Origin of the sequence: Mesorhizobium sp. 113-1-2 (assembly GCF_016756475.1) — a bacterium.
Lineage (GTDB): Bacteria > Pseudomonadota > Alphaproteobacteria > Rhizobiales > Rhizobiaceae > Mesorhizobium > Mesorhizobium loti_C.
Map to the genome: position 1 here is coordinate 2,463,650 of NZ_AP023242.1, position 20,059 is coordinate 2,483,708.

At 63.9% G+C, this 20,059-nt stretch carries 11 protein-coding genes; 9 read left to right on the forward strand and 2 right to left on the reverse strand.

The window, feature by feature from the left end; genetic code table 11:
- Window position 1 precedes the first annotated feature (1 nt).
- From JN279_RS11890 to amaB, 7 genes are all read left to right on the forward strand, one after another.
- Entirely contained in the window at window positions 2-2,413 is a 2,412-nt protein-coding gene (locus JN279_RS11890) for a circularly permuted type 2 ATP-grasp protein (RefSeq protein ID WP_202352841.1), read from the forward strand.
- A gap of 130 nt (window positions 2,414-2,543) precedes the next feature.
- A complete protein-coding gene (locus JN279_RS11895) occupies window positions 2,544-3,428 on the forward strand; it encodes a transglutaminase family protein (protein WP_202352842.1) in 885 nt (294 codons plus the stop codon).
- Between the two features lie 101 nt (window positions 3,429-3,529).
- Window positions 3,530-4,468, forward strand: coding sequence for a glycosyltransferase family 2 protein (locus tag JN279_RS11900; protein ID WP_202352843.1), 939 nt, complete (start codon window positions 3,530-3,532; stop codon window positions 4,466-4,468).
- Window positions 4,469-4,570: 102 nt separating this feature from the next.
- Window positions 4,571-5,662, forward strand: a complete 1,092-nt coding sequence (locus tag JN279_RS11905; RefSeq protein WP_202352844.1) for a DNA topoisomerase IB — start codon at window positions 4,571-4,573, stop codon at window positions 5,660-5,662.
- A 98-nt stretch (window positions 5,663-5,760) separates the two neighbouring features.
- Complete coding sequence (locus JN279_RS11910; protein ID WP_095199302.1) at window positions 5,761-6,135, forward strand: YciI family protein; 375 nt, start codon at window positions 5,761-5,763, stop codon at window positions 6,133-6,135.
- Entirely contained in the window at window positions 6,132-7,406 is a 1,275-nt protein-coding gene (locus JN279_RS11915; protein WP_202352845.1) for an RNA polymerase sigma factor, read from the forward strand. Before JN279_RS11910 ends, JN279_RS11915 begins: the two co-directional genes overlap by 4 nt.
- A 181-nt stretch (window positions 7,407-7,587) precedes the next feature.
- Window positions 7,588-9,102 (forward strand): L-piperidine-6-carboxylate dehydrogenase, encoded by a 1,515-nt coding sequence (amaB, locus tag JN279_RS11920; RefSeq protein ID WP_202352846.1) that lies wholly within the window; start codon window positions 7,588-7,590, stop codon window positions 9,100-9,102.
- Between the two features lie 241 nt (window positions 9,103-9,343).
- On the opposite strand, the gene JN279_RS11925 is transcribed toward amaB, so the two are convergent.
- Window positions 9,344-10,210, reverse strand: a complete 867-nt coding sequence (locus JN279_RS11925) for a hypothetical protein (protein WP_096449754.1) — start codon at window positions 10,208-10,210, stop codon at window positions 9,344-9,346.
- A gap of 188 nt (window positions 10,211-10,398) precedes the next feature.
- Window positions 10,399-11,265 carry a hypothetical protein gene (locus JN279_RS11930; protein ID WP_202352847.1) on the reverse strand — a complete coding sequence of 289 codons (867 nt, stop codon included), beginning with the start codon at window positions 11,263-11,265 and terminating at the stop codon, window positions 10,399-10,401.
- Between the two features lie 448 nt (window positions 11,266-11,713).
- Here JN279_RS11930 and JN279_RS11935 point away from each other — a divergent pair, with 448 nt between their 5' ends.
- On the forward strand, window positions 11,714-13,414 hold the full coding sequence (locus JN279_RS11935; RefSeq protein WP_202352848.1) for a ShlB/FhaC/HecB family hemolysin secretion/activation protein: 1,701 nt from the start codon (window positions 11,714-11,716) through the stop codon (window positions 13,412-13,414).
- Between the two features lie 9 nt (window positions 13,415-13,423).
- A complete protein-coding gene (locus JN279_RS11940) occupies window positions 13,424-20,047 on the forward strand; it encodes an MBG domain-containing protein (RefSeq protein ID WP_202352849.1) in 6,624 nt (2,207 codons plus the stop codon).
- Window positions 20,048-20,059: the final 12 nt, after the last annotated feature.

The following is a 20,059-nucleotide window of genomic DNA, read 5'->3' on the forward strand; positions in this document are numbered from 1 at the left end:
GATGGCAAAGGGGAATCACAAAAGGGTACGCGGCAAGCCGCAAACCCACAGCCTGCTGGAACACTACCAGCCGATCGACGGCGTCGTCGACGAGATGGTCGACGCCGTAGGCAACCCCCGCCCGGTCTGGAAACATTTCATCGAGGCACTCGACGATCTCGGTGCCGAGAAGCTCGGCCAGCGTTTTGCCCGCGCCGACCAGTATCTGCGCGATGCCGGCGTCTACTACAGGGTCTATGACAAGGCGGGCGCCAATGAGCGCGAATGGCCGCTGGCGCATGTACCGCTGCTCATCGAAGACGCCGAATGGGCAGCGATCAGCGCCGGGCTGGTGCAGCGGGCCGAGCTGTTCGAGGAAACCATCGCCGATATCTATGGCCCGAACCGGCTGATCGAAAAAGGCATCCTGCCGGCGGGGTTGATCGCGGCCAGCCCCGAATATTTGCGGCCTGTCGTGGGCACCACGCCGGCCGGCGGCCATTACCTGCATTTCTGTGCCTTCGAGCTCGGCCGCGGGCCTGACGGCCAGTGGTGGGTGTTGGGCGACCGCACACAGGCCCCGTCCGGCGCCGGCTTTGCGCTCGAGAACCGCGTCGCCACGACGCGCGCGCTCTCCGATATCTATGGCGAGATGCATGTGCACCGCCTTGCCGGCTTCTTCCGTCGCTTCCGCGATGCGCTGATCGGCATGGCCAGGGAAAGCGAAGGCCGCGTCGCCATATTGACGCCGGGGCCGCTCAACGAAACCTATTACGAACACGCCTACATCGCCCGCTATCTCGGCATCATGCTGCTCGAAGGGGAGGACCTGACCGTTTCCGGCGGCAGGCTGATGGTGCGCACGGTTTCCGGCCTGATGCCGATCAGCGTGCTCTGGCGGCGGCTCGACGCCGCCTTCGCCGATCCGCTGGAGTTGCGCTCGGATTCGCAGATCGGCACGCCGGGGCTGGTCGAGGCGATCCGCCAGGGGGCGGTGGCGACCGTCAATGCGCTGGGCTCGGGCCTGATGGAAACGCGGGCGCTGCTTGCTTTCCTGCCCAAGATCGCGCGCGAATTGCGCGGCGAGGAGCTGCTGCTGCCGAGTGTCGCGACGTGGTGGTGCGGGCAGGCGACCGAACGCGCCCATGTGCTTGCCAATATCGACCGCATGGTGGTCGGCCCGGCGCTTTCGACGAGACTTGCCTTCGAGGATGATGGCCAGACCACGCTCGGCTCGGCGCTGTCGGCCGGAGAACGGGCGGAACTGGTGGCACGCATCGAACGCGATGGCGGCGCCTTTGTCGGCCAGGAAGCGGTGACGCTGTCAACGACACCGGTCTTTGTCGGCGGCTGGCTGGAGCCACGGCCGGCGAGCCTGCGCGTCTACCTGGCGCGCACGCCCGAGGGCTGGACGGTGATGCCGGGCGGCTTCGCCCGTGTCGGCCTGTCGCTCGACCCGACCGCGATCGCCATGCAGCGCGGCGGCCAGGCGGCGGACGTCTGGGTGGTCAGCGACAAGCCGGTGGAGCGCGAGACGCTGCTGCCGCAAGAGGGTGACAGTTTTACGCGCACCAGGCCGGGCAGCCTGCCCAGCCGCGCGGCGGAAAACCTGACCTGGCTCGGCCGCTATATCGAGCGTTCGGAAGACACGGTGCGTATCCTGCGCGCCTATCATGTGCGGCTGGCCGAGACCTCCGACCCCGACATGCCGTTGCTCGCCGACATCAGGGACTATCTCGAACCGTTCGGAATTGATGTCGAGACGGCGATCCCGCTGGGGCTGATAGGCACGCTCGACAGTGCCGTCTACAGCGCCGGCCAGATCCGCGACCGCTTCTCGCCCGATGGTTGGCTGGCGCTGAAGGACCTGTCGAAGACCATCCACCAGTTCGCCACGACGGTGGCGCCGGGGGATGACGCGACACGGGCAATGACGGTGATCCTGCGCAAGCTCGCCGGCTTTTCTGGCCTGCTGCACGAGAACATGTACCGCTTCGCCGGCTGGCGCTTCCTCGAAATCGGCCGGCGGCTGGAGCGCGGCATCCAGATAGCCCGTACGCTCGCCCGGCTGACCAGTCCCAAGGCGCCGGACGGCGCGCTCGACATGATGCTGGAGATCGGCGACAGCGTCATGACCCATCGCCGGCAATATCCGGTGCAGGCCGGCCGGCGCACGGTGATCGATCTCCTGGCGCTCGATCCGCTCAATCCGCGCTCGATCCTGTTCCAGTTGGAAAGGCTGAAGGCCGAGATCGGCCTTTTGCCGTCGGTCGGGGGCGAGGGGCACATGTCGCCGGCGGCTAAGGAGATCCTGCAGCTCAACACGGCCATCGCCATCAAGGAGCCTTCGGACATGACGGCAAAGGCGCTGGACGAACTCGCTTTTGAAATCGGAGGCCTCTACAACAGCCTCGCCAAGGCCTATTTCGGCTAGAGCAATTCCAGGAAAAGTGTGAAACGGTTTTCCGTCCGGAATTGCGTCAAAACAAAGAGTTAGGCAGGTTCCGCAAAAGTGTCGCGCGGTTTTGCGACAAGAACCTGCGGCAAAACAAGAAAAGTAGTCTATGCTTTACGACATCAGGCTTCATCTCCATTACGATTATGCAGCGGCGGCGGGCGGCGGCCGCCACCAGATCCGCGTGCTGCCGTCGACGATATCAGGCGTCCAGCGGGTTATCGCCGCATCCCTGTCCTTCGCGCCGGCGCCCAATGAACGGTCGGACTTCTCCGATTTCTTCGGCAACAACGTCACCTCGATCGCCTTTCGCGACGCGCATGATGCGCTCGACATAAGGATGAGCGCCCGCGTTTCCGTGTCACGGCCGGAGCCCGGGCTCGACGTCTCGCCCGATATCGGGCGGCTGCGGCAGGAACTGGCTGCGGTGCGCTCGTTGGCGTCTGCCTCGCCGCACCACTTTCTGGCGGGAAGCGCTCACTCCGGCATCGATGCGGCGATCACCACCTACGCACGAGACAGCATCGCCGGCTCGGCCGCCGGCACGGCAATGAACCTATGCAACCGCATTCATCGCGATTTCACCTATGACGGTGACGCAACCACAGTGCGGACCCGGGCCAGCGATGCGTTCAAACTGAAGCGCGGTGTCTGCCAGGACTTCTCGCACATCATGATTGCCGGGCTGCGCGGGCTCGGCATTCCGGCCGGCTATGTCAGCGGCTTCCTGCGCACCATCCCGCCCAAGGGCAAGCCCCGACTGGAAGGCGCTGATGCCATGCATGCCTGGGTCAAGGTCTGGTGCGGGCGTGACGCCGGCTGGCAGGAATTCGATCCGACCAACGGCATGCGGGCCAGCAACGACCACATCACTGTCGGCTACGGCCGTGACTATTCCGATGTCGCGCCGATCGTCGGCGTGCTGAAAACCACTGGCGGACAGGTCGGCGAGCAGGCTGTCGACGTCATTCCCGTCGCGCTCGAAAAGGTGTGAAAACGGGACCTGTCCACGCCAGGTGGTGCACTGGTATCATTCGGCATGAACCAAGATGACTTCTCAAATGGTGAAGTGGCAGGTGGGCGCGGGGTTTGGTATTGAAAGCGGTCAGCGTCGTCATCCCTGCCCACAATGCGGCGAAAACCATCGCTACAACGCTGGCGTCCCTCGCCAGCGAGGCCGGGATTATCGGCGAGATTCTGCTCGTCGATGACGCATCGTCAGACGGTACGGCTGCCGCGGCGCTACAGGCCGCCGCGAAATTGTCTCTGCCGCTGCGCGTGCTGCCGGCCGATTGCCGCGATGCCGGTGGCGCGCGCAACATTGCGCTGGCGCAGGTGCTGTACCCCTGGGTGTACCTCATCGACGCTGACGACCTGCATCTTGAGAGCGGCTTGCGCGCGTTGCTCCAGCAGGCAGATCGCCAGCCAAAAGCCGACATGATCGTTGGCGCTTACCGGCGTCGGGTGAATGGCCAGGACCGCCAGATCAAGGTGCCGAACGGATATCAGGCCGGCTGCCTGGCAAACGCTGCGGCCTATGTGAAAGGCGACATTCGCTCCGTCGCGGTGGGCAGTGTGCTTGCTTCGCGACACCTCATCGGCCAAACGCGGTTTCCGGTCGGGCTGGCCTATGACGAGGACACATTGTTTTGGGCGCGGCTGATGAGCACGGCGTCGCTAGCCATGATCGAGCAGCCTGTGATGGTCTACGAGGTCTCGCCGATGCGCTCCGACGATCGTTTTACGATCAACCCGGTGCGGCGCTTCCTTGATTGGCGCCGGGAACTGCGCACGCTCACCGATTGCAACATCCCGGTCTCGGCGCTCAAGACCAGGGAGGGGCTTGTCGCCCTCAAGATAGCCCGCGTCCACTATGCGCGCGGCGGCCTGGCCATGGCCGCGCGCTTCCTGGCGGTGGCCGCGGCCGCGCCGAAGCGGCGGTCGGAGGCCTGGCGCTGCCTGCGTTACAGGCTCAAGCTCGCGGTGCGACGCCGGCTGTCGGCTCCACTGAACCAAATGCAGGGCGCGCTGTAACCTGCCAGCCGCCAACACCTTCGGGATCGCCCGCTTTTCAGACGGTGTGTGGAACCAGCAGTCGGCCAACAGCTTATCTACGCATATTTGCGTGGAGCTTGCATGCTGCAGAGATCCGGATTGCCGCACGGCCGGTCAACCGACGGGGACGCTGCGCCGAAGAACGGGGCGCAAAGCTCGGCCAGGGATGCCGCACTCACCTATGTCAGCGATGCCGAGCCCGGTATCCGCCGGCTGAGGACCGGCAAAGGATTTTCTTACACGGGCCCGGACGGGAAGGCGGTCTCGGATGCCGCCAGGGCGCGTATCGAGGCGATCGTCATTCCGCCGGCCTGGACGGATGTCTGGATTTCGCCCGATGCCAATGGGCATATACAGGCGACCGGAAGGGATCAGCGGGGGCGCAAGCAATATCGCTATCATCCACAATGGGCCGAGGAGCGCGACGGCGCCAAATATTCGAGCCTCGTTGCTTTTGCTGAAAGCTTGGCCGACCTGCGGCGCACGATAGACAGCGATTTGCGCCGCCACGGCCTGCCATTTGAGCGTGTCGTCGCCGCGGTCGTCTGGCTGCTCGACAACACGATGATCCGCGTCGGCAACGCCGCCTATGCGCGCGACAATAAGAGCTTCGGCCTGACGACATTGCGCGACCGCCATGTCGACATCAAGGGATCGAGCCTGCGCTTTGCCTTCAAGGGCAAATCCGGCAAGGAATGGAGACTGAAGCTGGTCGACCGCCGCATCGCCGGGATCGTGCGGGGCGCGCAGGATCTGCCGGGCCAGAAGCTGTTCCAGTATCTCGACGAGGACGGCAACAGGCGCCCGGTCCGCTCCGACGACGTCAACCGCTATATCAGGGACGCCGCCGGTGATGCGTTCAGCTCCAAGCATTTCCGCACCTGGGGCGGCACCATCCATGCCGCGTCGCTGTTTGCGCAGACGGAGCTGCCCGAAGCCCAAGCCCAGCAAAAGCGGGTGATGAACAGCGTCATCGACAGAGTGGCCGAGCGGCTGGGCAACACCCGCGCCGTCTGCCGCAAATGCTATATCCATCCGCAGGTGTTCGAGGCCTGGTCGCAGGGGCGGTTGCTGGCCGAAATGGCGGAGGCCAACAAGCGCAAGCGGTCCGTAGAAGGTCTCGATGACGAGGAAGCGCTCGTGTTGAGATGGTTGAGAACGCACGAAGGGTGACACGCAACAATTGGCGGTCGCCATGTCAGATTTTTTTATCGACGCCGTGTCGGGATCAGTCTTACTGTTTCGTCCTTTGATACAGAAAAGGACGAACCATGCTCTACGCCATCCTCTGTTATGCCTCCGAAGACGTCGTCAGCTCCTGGAGCAAGGCACAGGATGACGAGGTTATGGCCAATCTCCTCAACGTTCAGGACAAGTACGCCAAGGCCGGCCGGCTTGGTCCGGTGGCCCGGCTGCTGCCGACGACGGCAGCGACCACGCTGCGGAAGGTCAAGGGCGAATCGGTGGTCATCGACGGGCCATTCGCCGAGACCAAGGAGCAGTTCCTCGGTTTTTATACGCTGGAATGCGCCGATCTCGACGAGGCCGTCGAATTCGCCCGCGAGCTCTCCGAGGTCAACCCGAGCGGCGGCTCCTATGAGATCCGGCCAGTCTCGGTGTTCAATCCCACCAAGGTGGCCGTATGACCGAACTTGCCTGGATCAGCTCGGCGATCAGTTCTGCCCGCCCGCAGGCAATGGGCGCGCTGCTGCGCTATTTCCGCGATCTCGATACGGCGGAGGAAGCTTTCCAGGATGCCTGTCTCAGGGCGTTGAAGAACTGGCCGCAGAACGGGCCGCCGCGCGATCCGGCGGCTTGGCTGATCTTCGTCGGCCGCAACAGCGGCATCGATGCGGTGCGCAAGCGCGCCAAGCAGGCGCCGATGCCGGAAGAGGACCAGATTTCCGATCTGGAAGATGCCGAGAGCGATATTGCCGAGCGGTTGGACGGTGCGCACTACCGCGATGACATTTTGCGGCTGCTGTTCATCTGCTGTCACCCGGATTTGCCGGCAACGCAGCAGATTGCGGTCGCGCTGCGCATCGTCTCCGGTCTCACCGTCAAGCAGATCGCGCGCGCCTTTCTGGTCGGCGAGAGCGCCATGGAGCAACGCATCACCCGCGCCAAGGCGCGCATAGCGGACGCCGGCGTGCCGTTCGAGACGCCGGGCGCGGTCGAGCGCTCGGAGCGGCTCGCCGCTGTCGCTGCCATGGTCTACCTGATCTTCAACGAAGGCTATTCGACCAACAGCGGCGAGGCGCCAGCCCGCGCGCCGCTGTGCGAAGAGGCGATCCGGCTCGCCCGGCTGTTGCTGCGGCTGTTCCAGACCGAGCCGGAGATCATGGGGCTGACGGCGCTGCTTCTGCTGCAGCATGCACGCGCACCCGCCCGTTTCGACGAGAACGGTGAGATCGTCTTGCTCGAGGACCAGGATCGCAGCCTGTGGACCCGCAAGATGATCGACGAAGGGCTGGCGCTGGTCGACAAGGCATTGCGCCATCGCAAACCTGGTCCATACCAGGTGCAGGCGGCAATTGCCGCGCTGCACGCGCGGGCAGAGAGAGCCGAGGACACCGACTGGGTGGAGATCGACCTGCTCTATGGCCTGCTCGAACAGATGCAGCCGTCGCCTGTCATCACGCTCAACCGCGCGGTGGCGGTCTCCAAGGTGCGCGGCCCGGAAGCAGCCCTTGCCATGGTCGAGCCGCTGGAAGACAGGCTTTCCGGCTATTTCCACTTCTTCGGCCTCAAGGGCGGGCTGCTGATGCAGCTCGACCGGGGTGAGGAGGCGCGGGTCGCCTTCGACCGCGCCATCGCGCTTGCCAACACGGCAGCGGAAGCGGCCCATATCCGCATGCATATCGACCGGCTGATGAAAGACGGCGCCGTGCGCGCGCCGGCGAAAAAAGCCAACTGAGCAGCATCCGCCTGTCTGGCTCAATCGTGTCGCCCGGCCTTGGACCATGTCGGGGTGGCGATTTTCTCCTGAAACGAGTAAGGCCACGCCATGACTGCGCCAGAAGTGCCTTTCGGCACGCGGGCGACATGGCGCGAGGCTTTGACCCGACGCCCTATTACGGGATCTGAAAGGGATAAAAATGACCATAGCGAAGGAAACGGCTGAGCTTCTGGCGAAACTGGGTGTGGCCAAGGACGCGCTTGTTGGTGGCGACCTGATCGTGCGCAGCCCGGTGACGGGCGAAGGGATTGCCGCGCTGAAGACGATTTCGCCCGCCGATGCGGCCAAGACCATCGATGCCGCGCACAAGGCGTTCCAGTCGTGGCGGATGGTGCCGGGTCCCCGGCGCGGTGAACTGGTGCGGCTGCTCGGCGAGGAATTGCGTGCGCACAAGGCCGAGCTTGGCCGGCTGGTGTCGATCGAGGTCGGCAAGATCCCGTCCGAGGGCCTCGGCGAAGTGCAGGAGATGATCGACATCTGCGATTTCGCCGTCGGCCTGTCGCGGCAATTGTATGGTCTGACCATCGCCACCGAGCGTCCCGGCCATCGCATGATGGAAACCTGGCATCCGCTCGGCGTCGTCGGCGTCATTTCGGCCTTCAACTTCCCTGTCGCGGTGTGGTCGTGGAATGCCGCACTGGCGCTGGTCTGCGGTGACGCGGTGGTGTGGAAGCCATCGGAGAAGACGCCACTGACCGCACTTGCCTGTGAGGCGATCTTCAAGCGGGCCGTGAAGCGTTTCGGCACTGATGCACCGCAGGGCCTGGCGCCGGTGTTGATCGGCGACCGCGCCGTCGGCGAAATCCTGGTCGACCATCCCAAGGTGCCGCTGGTTTCGGCCACCGGATCGACCCGCATGGGCCGGGATGTCGGCCCGCGGCTGGCCAAGCGTTTTGCCCGCGCCGTGCTGGAACTCGGCGGCAACAATGCCGGCATCGTCTGCCCGACCGCCGATCTCGACATGGCGCTGCGCGCCATCGCCTTCGGCGCCATGGGCACGGCCGGCCAGCGCTGCACGACGCTGCGGCGCCTGTTCGTGCATGAGAGCGTGTACGATGCCTTGGTGCCGCGGCTGAAGAAGGCCTATCAGAGCGTGTCGGTCGGCAATCCGCTGGAGACGTCGTCGCTGGTCGGGCCGCTGATCGACAAGGCGGCGTTCGACGCCATGCAGAAGGCGTTGACGGAAGCCACCGCCCATGGCGGCAAGGTGACTGGCGGCACGCGGGTCGAGAACGGCCACCCGGATGCCTATTATGTGCATCCGGCCTTGGTCGAGATGCCGAAGCAGGTCTCGCCGGTGACGGAAGAGACCTTCGCGCCGATCCTCTATGTGATGAAATATTCGGATTTCGACGCCGTGCTCGACGAGCACAATGCGGTCGGCGCGGGCCTTTCTTCGTCGATCTTCACCCGCGATCTGCAGGAATCCGAGCGGTTCCTTGGCGTCGACGGTTCGGACTGCGGCATCGCCAACGTCAATATCGGCACGTCGGGAGCCGAGATCGGCGGTGCTTTCGGCGGCGAAAAGGAAACTGGCGGCGGCCGCGAAAGCGGCTCCGATGCGTGGAAGGCCTATATGCGGCGCGCCACCAACACGGTGAATTATTCGAAGGCGCTGCCGCTTGCCCAGGGCGTCTCGTTCGACATCGAGTGAGAACGCCGAGGTCTGCCTCCGGTCAGTGTCGATCAGGCTCGTCGAGCGTCAATCGACACAGGTGGAGGGCGTACAGGCCGCAGTAACGCTGGACAATTTCTGACGCTTGTCCAGCGTCGGCTTTTCGTAACGCTTTTTCATGCAGGTCCCTCTCCAATCGTAATGCCGCGCATGGCGACAACTGAAGTGCTAGCGGCCATCGCGGATTCGTGCATCCCCCACACGGGGGATGCCGCACCGGTCAGTGGTCTGTCGTCGAAGCAAAGGCTTCGGTGAAGGCGGCATCCATAATGGCCAGTTTCACGGCCTGAGCGGTCATGTATTCCTGGTAGAAATCGGGCGACATCCACATCACCGAATTGCCGCGTTGGCCGAGCCAACCGATGCTACCGAGGTCCTCGGCATCGCGCAGCTTGCGCGCCAGATGGGTTCGAGACAGTTTCAGCCATCTGGCGAAATCACCGATCGACACGATACCCGTCGGGATTCGATCCAGGCCGGCATGATCCGGATCGACGCCCGCTATCAGCCAGTCCATGACGACGCCGCCATTGTTGAGCCAGGTGAACAGGGAAAAGGTCTGCTTGGGCTCGCGCACCGGATTGGACGAGAGCAGGCCATCGGCAATCCGTGGCTGCACCATGGCGAGTGCGTCCGGCCGGGTCAGGAAAAGGGCCAGGCGGTTCGCACCGTCGAGACTGTCCAGCGTGTGCAGATGCGCCATCAGCCAGAGGGTAACCGGCTCCAGCGAGGCCACCGACGGCTGCAGGGGGCGGATGCGGCCGTCCTGTGTCGCCGGCGCATACTCGATGAAACCGTAGTGCAGCATTTCCTTGATGAAGGCGTCGGCGGTGTTGCGGCTGGCCACGGCATGCTGCCGGATCACGTCGATGAAACGCGCCGCTGTCAGTTCCTTGCGATAGTCGTCAGGCTCGCGCCTGAAATACAGGGCAAGGCCGATATGGGCCATCAGCCAGCGTTGCTGCGTGGCGAACACCGAGGAAAGCCGCGGGTTCGTCTCATAGGTCTGGTTCATCGCCTGCGCCTGGACGCGAACACAGCGATGCAATGCCGGATGAGCGGCAATTTCTTCCAATGTGAGCGCCATTCTCCCCCGCCTGCGATAAGCCCCCTTGTCGCGAAGACGCGAAAACCACATTTTCAGCCTTCGCGGCTCGTGTCCAGACGCCGGCCGTCAATAGTGAGTGAATGTGTACAGTGGGTGTTTCGACTTAATTCCAGACGGAAATCCGCTTCACGATCTTCCCCGAAATTTGCCCTTGTGCGCGGCGCTGCTCAGCCACCGCCTTGCGATGGCGGAAAACAGGCTTCGAACGCGCTGTCGACGACGGCCAGCTTGGCGGCCTGGACGGTCATGTATTCCTCATAGAAGCCGTGTGACACCCACATCACCGAATGGCCACGCTGGCCGAGCCAGCCAATGCTGCCGAGTTCCTCGGCGGTGCGCAGTTTGCGGCTGAGATGGGTCCGCGACAGTTTGAGCCATTTGGCGAAGTCGCCGATCGAAACCACGCTGGTCGGTATCCGCTCCAGCCCGGCATGGTCGGGATCGATGCCCGACATCAGCCAGTCCATGACGATGCCGCCATTGTTGAGCCAGATGAACAGGGAAAAGGTCTGGTTGGGTTCGCGCACCGGCTTTGACGCAAGCAGGCCGTCGGCCACCAGCGGCTGCAGCGTCGCAAGCATGTCGGGCCGGTCCAGGTATCTGGTCAGCCGGTCGCCGCCATCGATATGGTCAAGCGTGCGCAGATGGGCGATCACCCAGCCGGTGAATCTCTCAATGGTGGCCGCCGTCGGTTGCAGCGGATGCGTACGGCCATCGCCGCCCGCCACATACTCGGCGATGTTGTAGTGCAGCATTTCCTTGATGAAAGCGTCCGCCGTGTTGCGGCTGGCCACGGTGTTCTTGTGCACGACCTCGATGAAACGCGATACCGTCAGCTCCTTGCGGCGGTCGTTCGGGTCGCGCCTGAAGTGCATGGCAAGGCCGACATGAGCCATCAGCCAGCGCTGCTGCGTGGCAAAAATGGCAGCCAGCCTGGGGCTCTCTTCATAGATCTGGATCAACGCCAGCGACTGCTCCTGAACGAAGCGATGCAACGCCGGATGGCCGGCAATATCTTCCAAATTCAGCGCCATCCTCCTGCTCTTTCGAGTCAACTCCAACGGCTTAGTTTTGTTGCTCATTTTCCAGCCTTCAACACTTGTGTCCAGAGGTACCAAATGCCGAGAACCGGAGCGGTCAAAGTGCGACAGGTTGCTGGCGCAACTTGCTAACTGATTGCTATAGCTTGAAAAACCCCTCCCAATAATAGTCAGCCGAGCCGCCGCAGGTTGAATTGACCTTCATCAGGGCCAGGCATAGTTTCCGCGTCATCCGAGGGGCGGGGGCATGCCTTTCGGACATGAATTCGAGAAACGACTGCAAAGACGAGCGATCAGAGATCGCCCGGCGGCGAAGCCATGCCCGCATGTACCTCGAATTACGAGTGGCTGGGTGAAGTATAGAAGCAAGATCGCGATTGGCAAACAAGCCAAAGGCCTGCCCGTTTCCTGCAGGCCCGGGGTGCGTGGTGGGTGGTCCGCCATGCTCGCCGCTTCGATATGTCTAGGGCTGCCCGCCAGTGCATTCGCCGAGACCGCGAGCCAGATCACGCCGCCAAGTTTCCGGCCGCCGCCGCAAACCAACATGGCGGCCGTTACGATCCCGGAAGGTTCGGGTCTCGAGGCGCCGGCGGGCGCCGAGAAGCTGAAGGTCAAGCTCAGGGATGTCAGTGTCGAAGGCGGCCTGCCTGACATGGCCGAGGCAACGCGCAAGATCGTCGCGGGCCTTGCCCATCGCACGGTGACGGCGGCGGAAATCTTTGCCGCGGCGCGCGCGCTGGAGACCGAATATGGCCGCGCCGGCTACGCGCTGGTTCGGGTCGTGCTGCCGGCGCAAAAGCTCAACGACGGCGCCAGGCTCAGGCTCGTCGTCATCGACGGCTACCTCGAACGGATTGACACCAGCAACCTGCCCGAGCGCATACGCGGACGGGTCGAGGCAACGCTGGCGTCACTGGTCGGACAGAAAAGCATCAAGCTGTCGGCGATCGAGCGCAAGCTGCTTCTGGCCGGCGACACGCCGGGCGCCAGGCTGCGCTCGACCTTGCAAGCCGGCGCCGCGAAGGGCGCCAGCGTGCTGGTCATCGACGGCAAGTACCGCCCGCTTGGCGGCCAGGTCACCGTGGACAACTCGCTGTCGCCATCGCTGCAGCGTTGGTCGACGGGCGTCGGCGTCGATTTCAACTCGCTGCTCGGCCTCGGCGAACTCGTCTATGTGCGCATCGGCGGCTATCCCGATGGCGGCGAGAGCGGGCTGTTCACCGATGCTCCGCGCAACCGCAACTATGCCGCCGGCATCGTCGTGCCGATCGGCTATGACGGGCTGACGCTCAACCTAGAAGCCACCCGCACGCACGCCAACCCGACCGCCAAACCCGGTACGCTCGGCTTTGGCAGTGAGTTCGAGCGTTATTCGGCCAGGCTTCGCTATCCCTGGATCCGCAGCCGCGAGCTGACCATCAGCAGCGAACTTTCCTTCGATGCGCAGAACGATTTTCTCAATGCGGTGACGCCGATTTCGTTGCCGATCGCCGAGGATCGGCTGCGCATCATCAGGTTCGGCACGGACGCCACCTGGTTCACGCCGCCCGGCGGCGTCTTCACCGGCAATGTCGTGGCCTCGTTCGGCATTGACGGGCTCGGCGCGCGCTCGGCCGCCGACGCCACGCCGCTGCTGCCGCTGTCGCGCCAGGGGGCCGATGCCGACTTCCAGAAGCTGGAGATCCAGGCCAGCTACAGCCAGCCGCTGGCCACCCATCTCGGCCTCGATCTCTATGCCCGCGCGCAGACCTCGTTCGGCAAGCCGCTGCTGCAGTCGGAGCAGATCGGGCTCACCGGCCCCAATGGCCTGTCGAGCTTCGACGCCGGCGCGCTGCAGGGCGATTCCGGCTATGTGCTGCGCGGCGAGGTGTCCTCGCCATGGTACGTGCCGTTCACCGGCGGCATCGTTTCGCTATCGCCCTATGTCTTCGGCGCTGTCGGGCAGCTCCATCTCGAAATGCCGACCGTGCTCGAGACGGCCGACATTGTCGGCGCGTCCTACGGGCTTGGCCTGAAGGTCGGCACGGCCCTTGCCGGCGATGCGACCAACGCCAGCCTGACGCTGGAATGGGGCCGCCAGCATCGCGACGACCATGTACCGACCAGCGATCGCTTTTCGCTCGCCGGTGCCATCCAGTTCTGAGGCGTGAGCATGCGAAACCAAGACCTCTTCCCACGACACCTCAACCGCACCAGCGCGCCACTGATGGCGCTGTTGCTGACCTCGACCGCGCTTGTCGGTTTCACCTCGGCGCGGGCGCAGGAATTGCCGACCGGCGGCAGTGTTGCGTCGGGCGGCGTCACCATCTCGAACCCATCATCCTCGCAACTCAGCATCAAGCAGTCGACAAACTCGGCCATCGTCAACTGGCAGAGCTTTTCGATCGGCGCGGGTGCGACCGTCAACATTGACCAGCCGACATCGACTTCGACGATGCTCAACCGCGTCACCGGCGGCACCAAGTCGACTATCGCTGGGCAACTCAATGCCAATGGCCAGGTCTTTCTCGTCAACCCCAACGGCATCGCCATCTCCAAGACCGGCAAGGTCAGCGCCGCCGGTTTCGTCGGGTCCTCGCTCGATATCAACGATGACGACTTCAAGGCGGGCAAGCTCACGTTCCAGGGCAGAGGCGCCTCGGCGGCTGTTTCAAACGAAGGCTCCGTCTCGATCGGCCATGGCGGCTATGCCGCACTGATCGGTGGCAGCGTCGACAATGCCGGCTCGATCAGCGTGCCCTTGGGCAAGGTCGGGCTCGGCTCGGGCGAGAAGGCGACGCTCGATCTCTCCGGCGACGGCTTTTTGCAGGTTTCCGTCCCGACCAAGGCGGACGGCAGCAACGCGCTGGTCAGCAATTCCGGTACAATCAGCGCCGATGGCGGGACGGTCGAACTCAAGGCGGCGGCGGTGCGCGATGCGGCACGCCAGGCGGTCAACATGTCCGGTGTCATCGAGGCCCGCACTGTGTCCGGTCAATCGGGCGCCATCGTGCTCGGCGGCGACCAAGGCTCAGTCGAGATTTCCGGTACGCTCGACGCCTCGGCCAAGGCTGGCGGCTCGGGCGGCAAGGTCACGGTGGCCGGCCGCAAGGTGAAGCTCAAGGCAGCCAAGGTCGATGCCTCGGGTAGGGATGGCGGCGGCAGCATCAAGATCGGCGGCGACAAGCAGGGTTCGGGCACGTTGCAGCGGGCCGAGACGACGGACGTCGATGCCAATACGACGATCAGCGCCGACGCCACCGGCACCGGCAATGGCGGCACGGTCATTGTGTGGTCCGACGAGCAGACGAATTTCGCCGGCAAGATCTCGGCACGCGGCGGCGACAGTGGTGGCGACGGCGGCTTCACGGAAGTGTCCGGCAAGCAGCGGTTCGACTTCACCGGTTCGGTCGACTTGCGCGCCCGCTTCGGCGACACCGGCGACCTGCTGCTCGACCCTTACAACGTCACCATCTCGAATGGTGCCGATACCGGCGGTTTCACCGCCAGTTCCAATGACAGCGTCATCAATGTCACCACGCTGCAGAACCAGCTGGCGCTGGCCAACGTCACCATCTCGACGGGCAGCGGCGGCGCGCAGGCCGGGGACATCACCATCGCCGCGCCAATCAGTTGGAGCGCCAACACGCTGACGCTCAGTGCCTATCATTCGATCGTCTTCAACGCCGGCGCCACGATCGGCGGCGTTGGCGGCCTGTCCCTGGTCACCAACAATGGCGGCAGCGGCGGCATCACCTCCTATGCGCTTGGTGCGAAGATCACCTTCACCGGGACGCAAGGGGCGCAGGCGCTGTCGATCAACGGGCAGAGCTACACACTGATCTACGACATCAACCAGCTGCAGGCGATCAACAGCGGGCTGAACGGTCGCTACGCGCTCGCCAACGACATCGAGGCCAGTTCCACCTATTCCTGGAACAATTTGATGGGGTTCACGGCCCTCGGCACTGACGGCAACACAAATATCCAGAATGGCGGCAACGGCTTCAACGGCACGTTCGACGGTCTTGGCCACATCATCAACCAGATCTGGGTCAGGCAGATCCCGGCCAATTATGTCGGCCTGTTCGGCTATGTCGGCGGCTCGGGCGTGGTGCGCAATGTCGGCCTCGTCGACAGCTATACAAGCGGCTCGTATGACACCGGCGCTATTGCCGGCTTGAACAAGGGTACGATCTCCGGCGTTTGGGCAAGCGGCTACCTCGAAGGCGTTAGCGGCTCCGGCGGCCTGGTCGGGACCAACTACGGCACGATCACCCGGTCGTTCTCGACGGTGGCGGTGCAATCGCGCGATTCCAACAACGTAGGTGGCATTGCAGGCTACAACAGCGGCACGATCAGCCAGGTCTATGCCAGCGGCTCGGTTCTCGGCGGCGACAAGACCGGTGGCCTGGTCGGATTGAATCTGGGCTCGCTCAGCGACGGTTATTCGACCGGGGCCGTGAACGGAACGATGGGCGCCACCGGCATCGGCGGCAGCGTTGGCTTTTCCTGGGGGACCGTTACTAATGTCTATTTCGACACCACCACCTCGGGAACGACCATTGGCGTGGGCAGCGGCGGCACACCCGGTGTCACCAGCACCGGCCTGACCACGGCGCAATTGCAATCAGGCGGCGCCACGGCCCTGAGCGCGGCCTTCGGTGGCGGGACCGGCGGCCTCTATCCCTATCTGAGCAGTTTTTATCCGAACGGCGTCCAGGCCATCTCCGGCATTGCCTATAAGGACGGCGGCGTCACGCCGCTGTCGTCGGGCACGCGCCAACCCTACTACGTCAAGAACCCGGGTTTCGTCACCGGCGTCTCGAACGGCGTCGATATCGGCACGGTCACTACCGGCGTCAACGGCTACTACTACATCGCCGTGCCGACCGGCTGGATCAACAACAGCGTGCTCGCCTACACGGTGCGCGACGCGGATCCGAACGACAGCTCGGGCGCTCAAAACGGCGTGACGTTCCGCACAGGCCTGTCGGGCGGCAACGTCTCCAATCTTAACGTCTACGGCAACTGGCGTCTCGACGAAGCCGACAGCTCGATCACGTCGCTCTCGGCGTTGCAAAACATCGCCAATGCCACCGTCGGGTCGACCTATGTCGGCAGCCTCACCTTCGCCAACTGGCAGATCGAAACGGCAGCGACAACCTTCGCGCTCGACCAGGCGGTATCGATCGACAGTGGCACGCTGGCGCTGTCGTCGAACGGCGCGGTTACGCAGACGAGCAGTCTGGCGGCAGGATCGCTGTGGCTAGGCGGTACCGGCAATTTCAGCCTGACGAACGCCGGCAACCAGGTCGGCACGGTTGCCGCCAATGCGGGATCGGTCAATCTTGTCGATCTGGGCGGACTGACCATCGGCAGCGTCGCCAGCGCGCGGGGCGCGACCACGACCGGTGCCAACACAACAGGCCAGGTGCAGCTGCGGACATCAGGCGACCTGACGATCGCAGCAAGCGCCACGGTCAGCGGAGCGAACCCCGTGCTGGCGGCAGGCGGCAAGTTCATCAACAGCCGCGGCAGCGATGCCGTCACCGCGACCAGCGGACGCTGGCTGGTCTACGCGGCAGCACCGACCGGCAACACATTCGGCAATCTCAACAGCGGCAACACGGCGGTCTGGAATACGGCAGCCGGTGCAACGGTGAGCGTGAGCGGCAACCGCTATGTGTTTGCCTACCAGCCGACGCTGACCTTCACCTCCCAAAATGCTTCGAAGATCTACGGCGACACCGCCATGCCGACATTGACCTACACGGTGTCGGGCTATCAGGCAGGGGTGGCCAACGCCTATCTCGGCGACAGCGCCGCCACCGCCTTCAGCGGCGCGCCGTCGCTCTCACCCCCACTCACGCTTGCCACTCAGCAACTCGGAGCCGGGACTTATACGATTACTGTCGGCGCTGGCGATATCGCTGCCTTGACCGGCTACGGGCTCGCCTTCAACAGCGCCGGATTGTTCACCGTCGCCAAGCGCGCGGTCACGGTGACGGCCGATCCTGGCCAGCAAAAGACATACGGCGACGCCGATCCTGCTGCCTACACCTATACGGTTTCGGACCTCGGCAATGGCGTCGCCCTGGCAGGCTCACTCAACCGTGACGCCGGCGAGGATGCCGGCGCCTATGCCATCGGCCAGGGCACGCTGACCAACGCCAACAATGCGAACTACGACATCAGCTATGTCGGCGGCGATTTCACCATCGGCAAAAGGGCGATCACCGTCACCGTCGATCAAGGGCAAGGCAAGGTCTATGGCGACAGCGATCCGGCTGCCTACACCTACTCGGTTTCCAATCTCGGCGGTTTGACGCTGACGGGCAGCCTTGACCGTGTTGCGGGCGAGAATGCAGGCACCTACGCCATCGGCCAGGGTACGCTCGACGCCTCGAACTCCAACTACGACATAGCGTTCGTCGGCGCCGATTTCACCATCGCCAGGCGGGCGGTCACCGTCACGGCCAATTCCGGCATGAGCAAGACCTATGGCGATGCCGACCCGTCGTCCTACGGCTATAGCTACTCGGATCTCGGCACGGGTGTCGCTCTTGTCGGGGCGCTCGACCGCGCTTCTGGTGAGACTGTCGGCGCCTACGCCATCGGCCAGGGTACGCTGACGAATGCGGACAATGCGAACTACGACATCACCTTCGTCAGCAAGGATTTCAGCATCGACAAGCGGGCGGTCACCGTCACTGCCAATTCGGGCCTGGCCAAGATTTACGGCGATGCCGATCCGTCGTCTTATGGCTACAGCTGCTCAGATCTCGGCACGGGTGTCGCTCTCGTCGGTGCGCTCGACCGCGCTTCTGGTGAGAATGTCGGCACCTACGCGATCGGCCAGGGCACGCTGACGAATGCCGACAATTCGAACTACGACATCACCTTCACCGGCGCGGATTTCAGCATCGGCAAGCGCGCGGTCACCGTCACGGCCAATTCCGGCCAGGGCAAGACCTATGGCAATGCCGATCCGACCCTTGGCTACAGCTATACCGACCTTGGCAGTGGCGCGGCGCTGGTCGGCGCCCTCGATCGCGCTTCGGGCGAGGATGTCGGCAGCTATGTCATCGGCCAGGGTTCGCTGACCAACGCAGACAATTCGAACTACGACATCACCTTCGTTGGCTCGACCTTCGGCATCGGCAAGCGCGCGGTCATCGTCACGGCGACCTCCGGACAAGGCAAGACGTACGGCAATGCCGACCCGTCATCCTATGCCTACACCTACTCCGACCTTGGCAGCGGTGTGGCCCTTGTCGGCGCGCTCGACCGCGCTTCGGGTGAGGATGTCGGCAGCTATGCCCTTGGCCAGGGCTCGCTGACCAACGCCAACAATTCGAACTACGACATCACCTATGTCGGTTCGAACTTCAGCATCGGCAAGCGCACGGTCACGGTCACAGCCACCGCCGGTCAGGGCAAGACCTATGGCAATGCCGATCCGTCATCCCTGGGCTACACCTATTCGGACCTTGGCACGGGTATCGCTCTCGTCGGTGCGCTTGACCGCACTGCCGGCGAAAATGCCGGTGCCTATGCGATCGGCCAGGGCACGCTCTCCAATGCCAACAATGCGAATTACGACATCAGCTTCGTCAGCAAGGATTTCACCATTGCCAGGCGGTCGGTCACGGTCGCGGCCAATTCCGGCCAGGGCAAGACCTACGGCAATGCCGACCCGTCATCCTATGGCTATGGCTATTCGGACCTTGGCACCGGCATCGCGCTCATCGGAGCGCTTGACCGCGCCGCCGGCGAGAATGTCGGTGCCTACGCCATCGGCCAGGGCACGCTGACCAATGCCAACAACGCGAACTATGACATCAGCTTCGCCACTTCGGATTTCACGATCGCCAAACGGGCGGTCACGGTCACGGCCAATGCCGCTCAGGGCAAGACCTATGGCGATGCCGACCCATCGCTCGGCTACACCTTCTCCGACCTTGGCAGCGGCACGGCGCTTGTCGGCGTGCTCGACCGTGGCACGGGCGAGACCGTCGGCACCTATGGGATCGGGCAAGGCACGATCACCAATGCCGCCAATACGAACTATGACATCACCTATGTCGGCGCCAATTTCAGCATCGGCAAGCGGGCGGTCACGGTGACCGCCAATGCCGGTCAGGGCAAGATCTACGGCAATGCCGATCCGGCACTTGGCTACAGCTTCTCCGACCTTGGCAGCGGCACGGCTCTTGTCGGCGCGCTCGATCGCGCTTCGGGAGAGGATGTCGGGATCTATACGATTGGCCAGGGCACCATCACCAATGCCAACAATTCGAACTACGACATCAGCTTTGCCGGCGCCGGTTTCACCATCGGCAAGCGATCGATCACCGTCGTCGCCGATGCGCAAAGCCGGGCGCAGGGAGCAGCCAATCCGCCGCTCACTTACACGGTTGGCGGGCTCGGGCTGGCCGGCAGCGACACGCTCAGCGGCTCGCTCTCGACCGATGCGACCACGGCAAGCGCGCCGGGCCGTTATGCCATCGAACAGGGGAGCCTTGCCGCCTCGACGAATTACGAATTGACCTATGTCGGCGCCGATCTGGTGGTGCAGACCACGGATGTGGTGCAGCCGGCCGACACCGCCAGCGTTGTTGCCTATAACGCCACCATCCATGGCAGCGGACAGCCTGTCCCGGTTTTCTTCACCGGCCAGCCAGCTGCCAGCGACACGCAGATGCTGGTCGAGGATCCGCGCCTCGAAAGCCCTGCCTTCTGCCAGAATATCGGCGAGATCGCGGCTGTCTGTAGCGCCGGGTCGGTGCAATAGGAGGCTGTTCGG

Bases quoted from the DNA above. Each gene is read 5' to 3' on its own strand.
- JN279_RS11890 (WP_202352841.1), top strand. From the start codon at position 2: ATGGCAAAGGGGAATCACAAAAGGGTACGCGGCAAGCCGCAAACCCAC.
- JN279_RS11895 (WP_202352842.1), top strand. From the start codon at position 2,544: ATGCTTTACGACATCAGGCTTCATCTCCATTACGATTATGCAGCGGCG.
- JN279_RS11905 (WP_202352844.1), top strand. From the start codon at position 4,571: ATGCTGCAGAGATCCGGATTGCCGCACGGCCGGTCAACCGACGGGGAC.
- JN279_RS11910 (WP_095199302.1), top strand. From the start codon at position 5,761: ATGCTCTACGCCATCCTCTGTTATGCCTCCGAAGACGTCGTCAGCTCC.
- JN279_RS11915 (WP_202352845.1), top strand. From the start codon at position 6,132: ATGACCGAACTTGCCTGGATCAGCTCGGCGATCAGTTCTGCCCGCCCG.
- amaB (WP_202352846.1), top strand. From the start codon at position 7,588: ATGACCATAGCGAAGGAAACGGCTGAGCTTCTGGCGAAACTGGGTGTG.
- JN279_RS11925 (WP_096449754.1), bottom strand. From the start codon at position 10,210: ATGGCGCTCACATTGGAAGAAATTGCCGCTCATCCGGCATTGCATCGC.
- JN279_RS11930 (WP_202352847.1), bottom strand. From the start codon at position 11,265: ATGGCGCTGAATTTGGAAGATATTGCCGGCCATCCGGCGTTGCATCGC.
- JN279_RS11935 (WP_202352848.1), top strand. From the start codon at position 11,714: ATGCTCGCCGCTTCGATATGTCTAGGGCTGCCCGCCAGTGCATTCGCC.
- JN279_RS11940 (WP_202352849.1), top strand. From the start codon at position 13,424: ATGCGAAACCAAGACCTCTTCCCACGACACCTCAACCGCACCAGCGCG.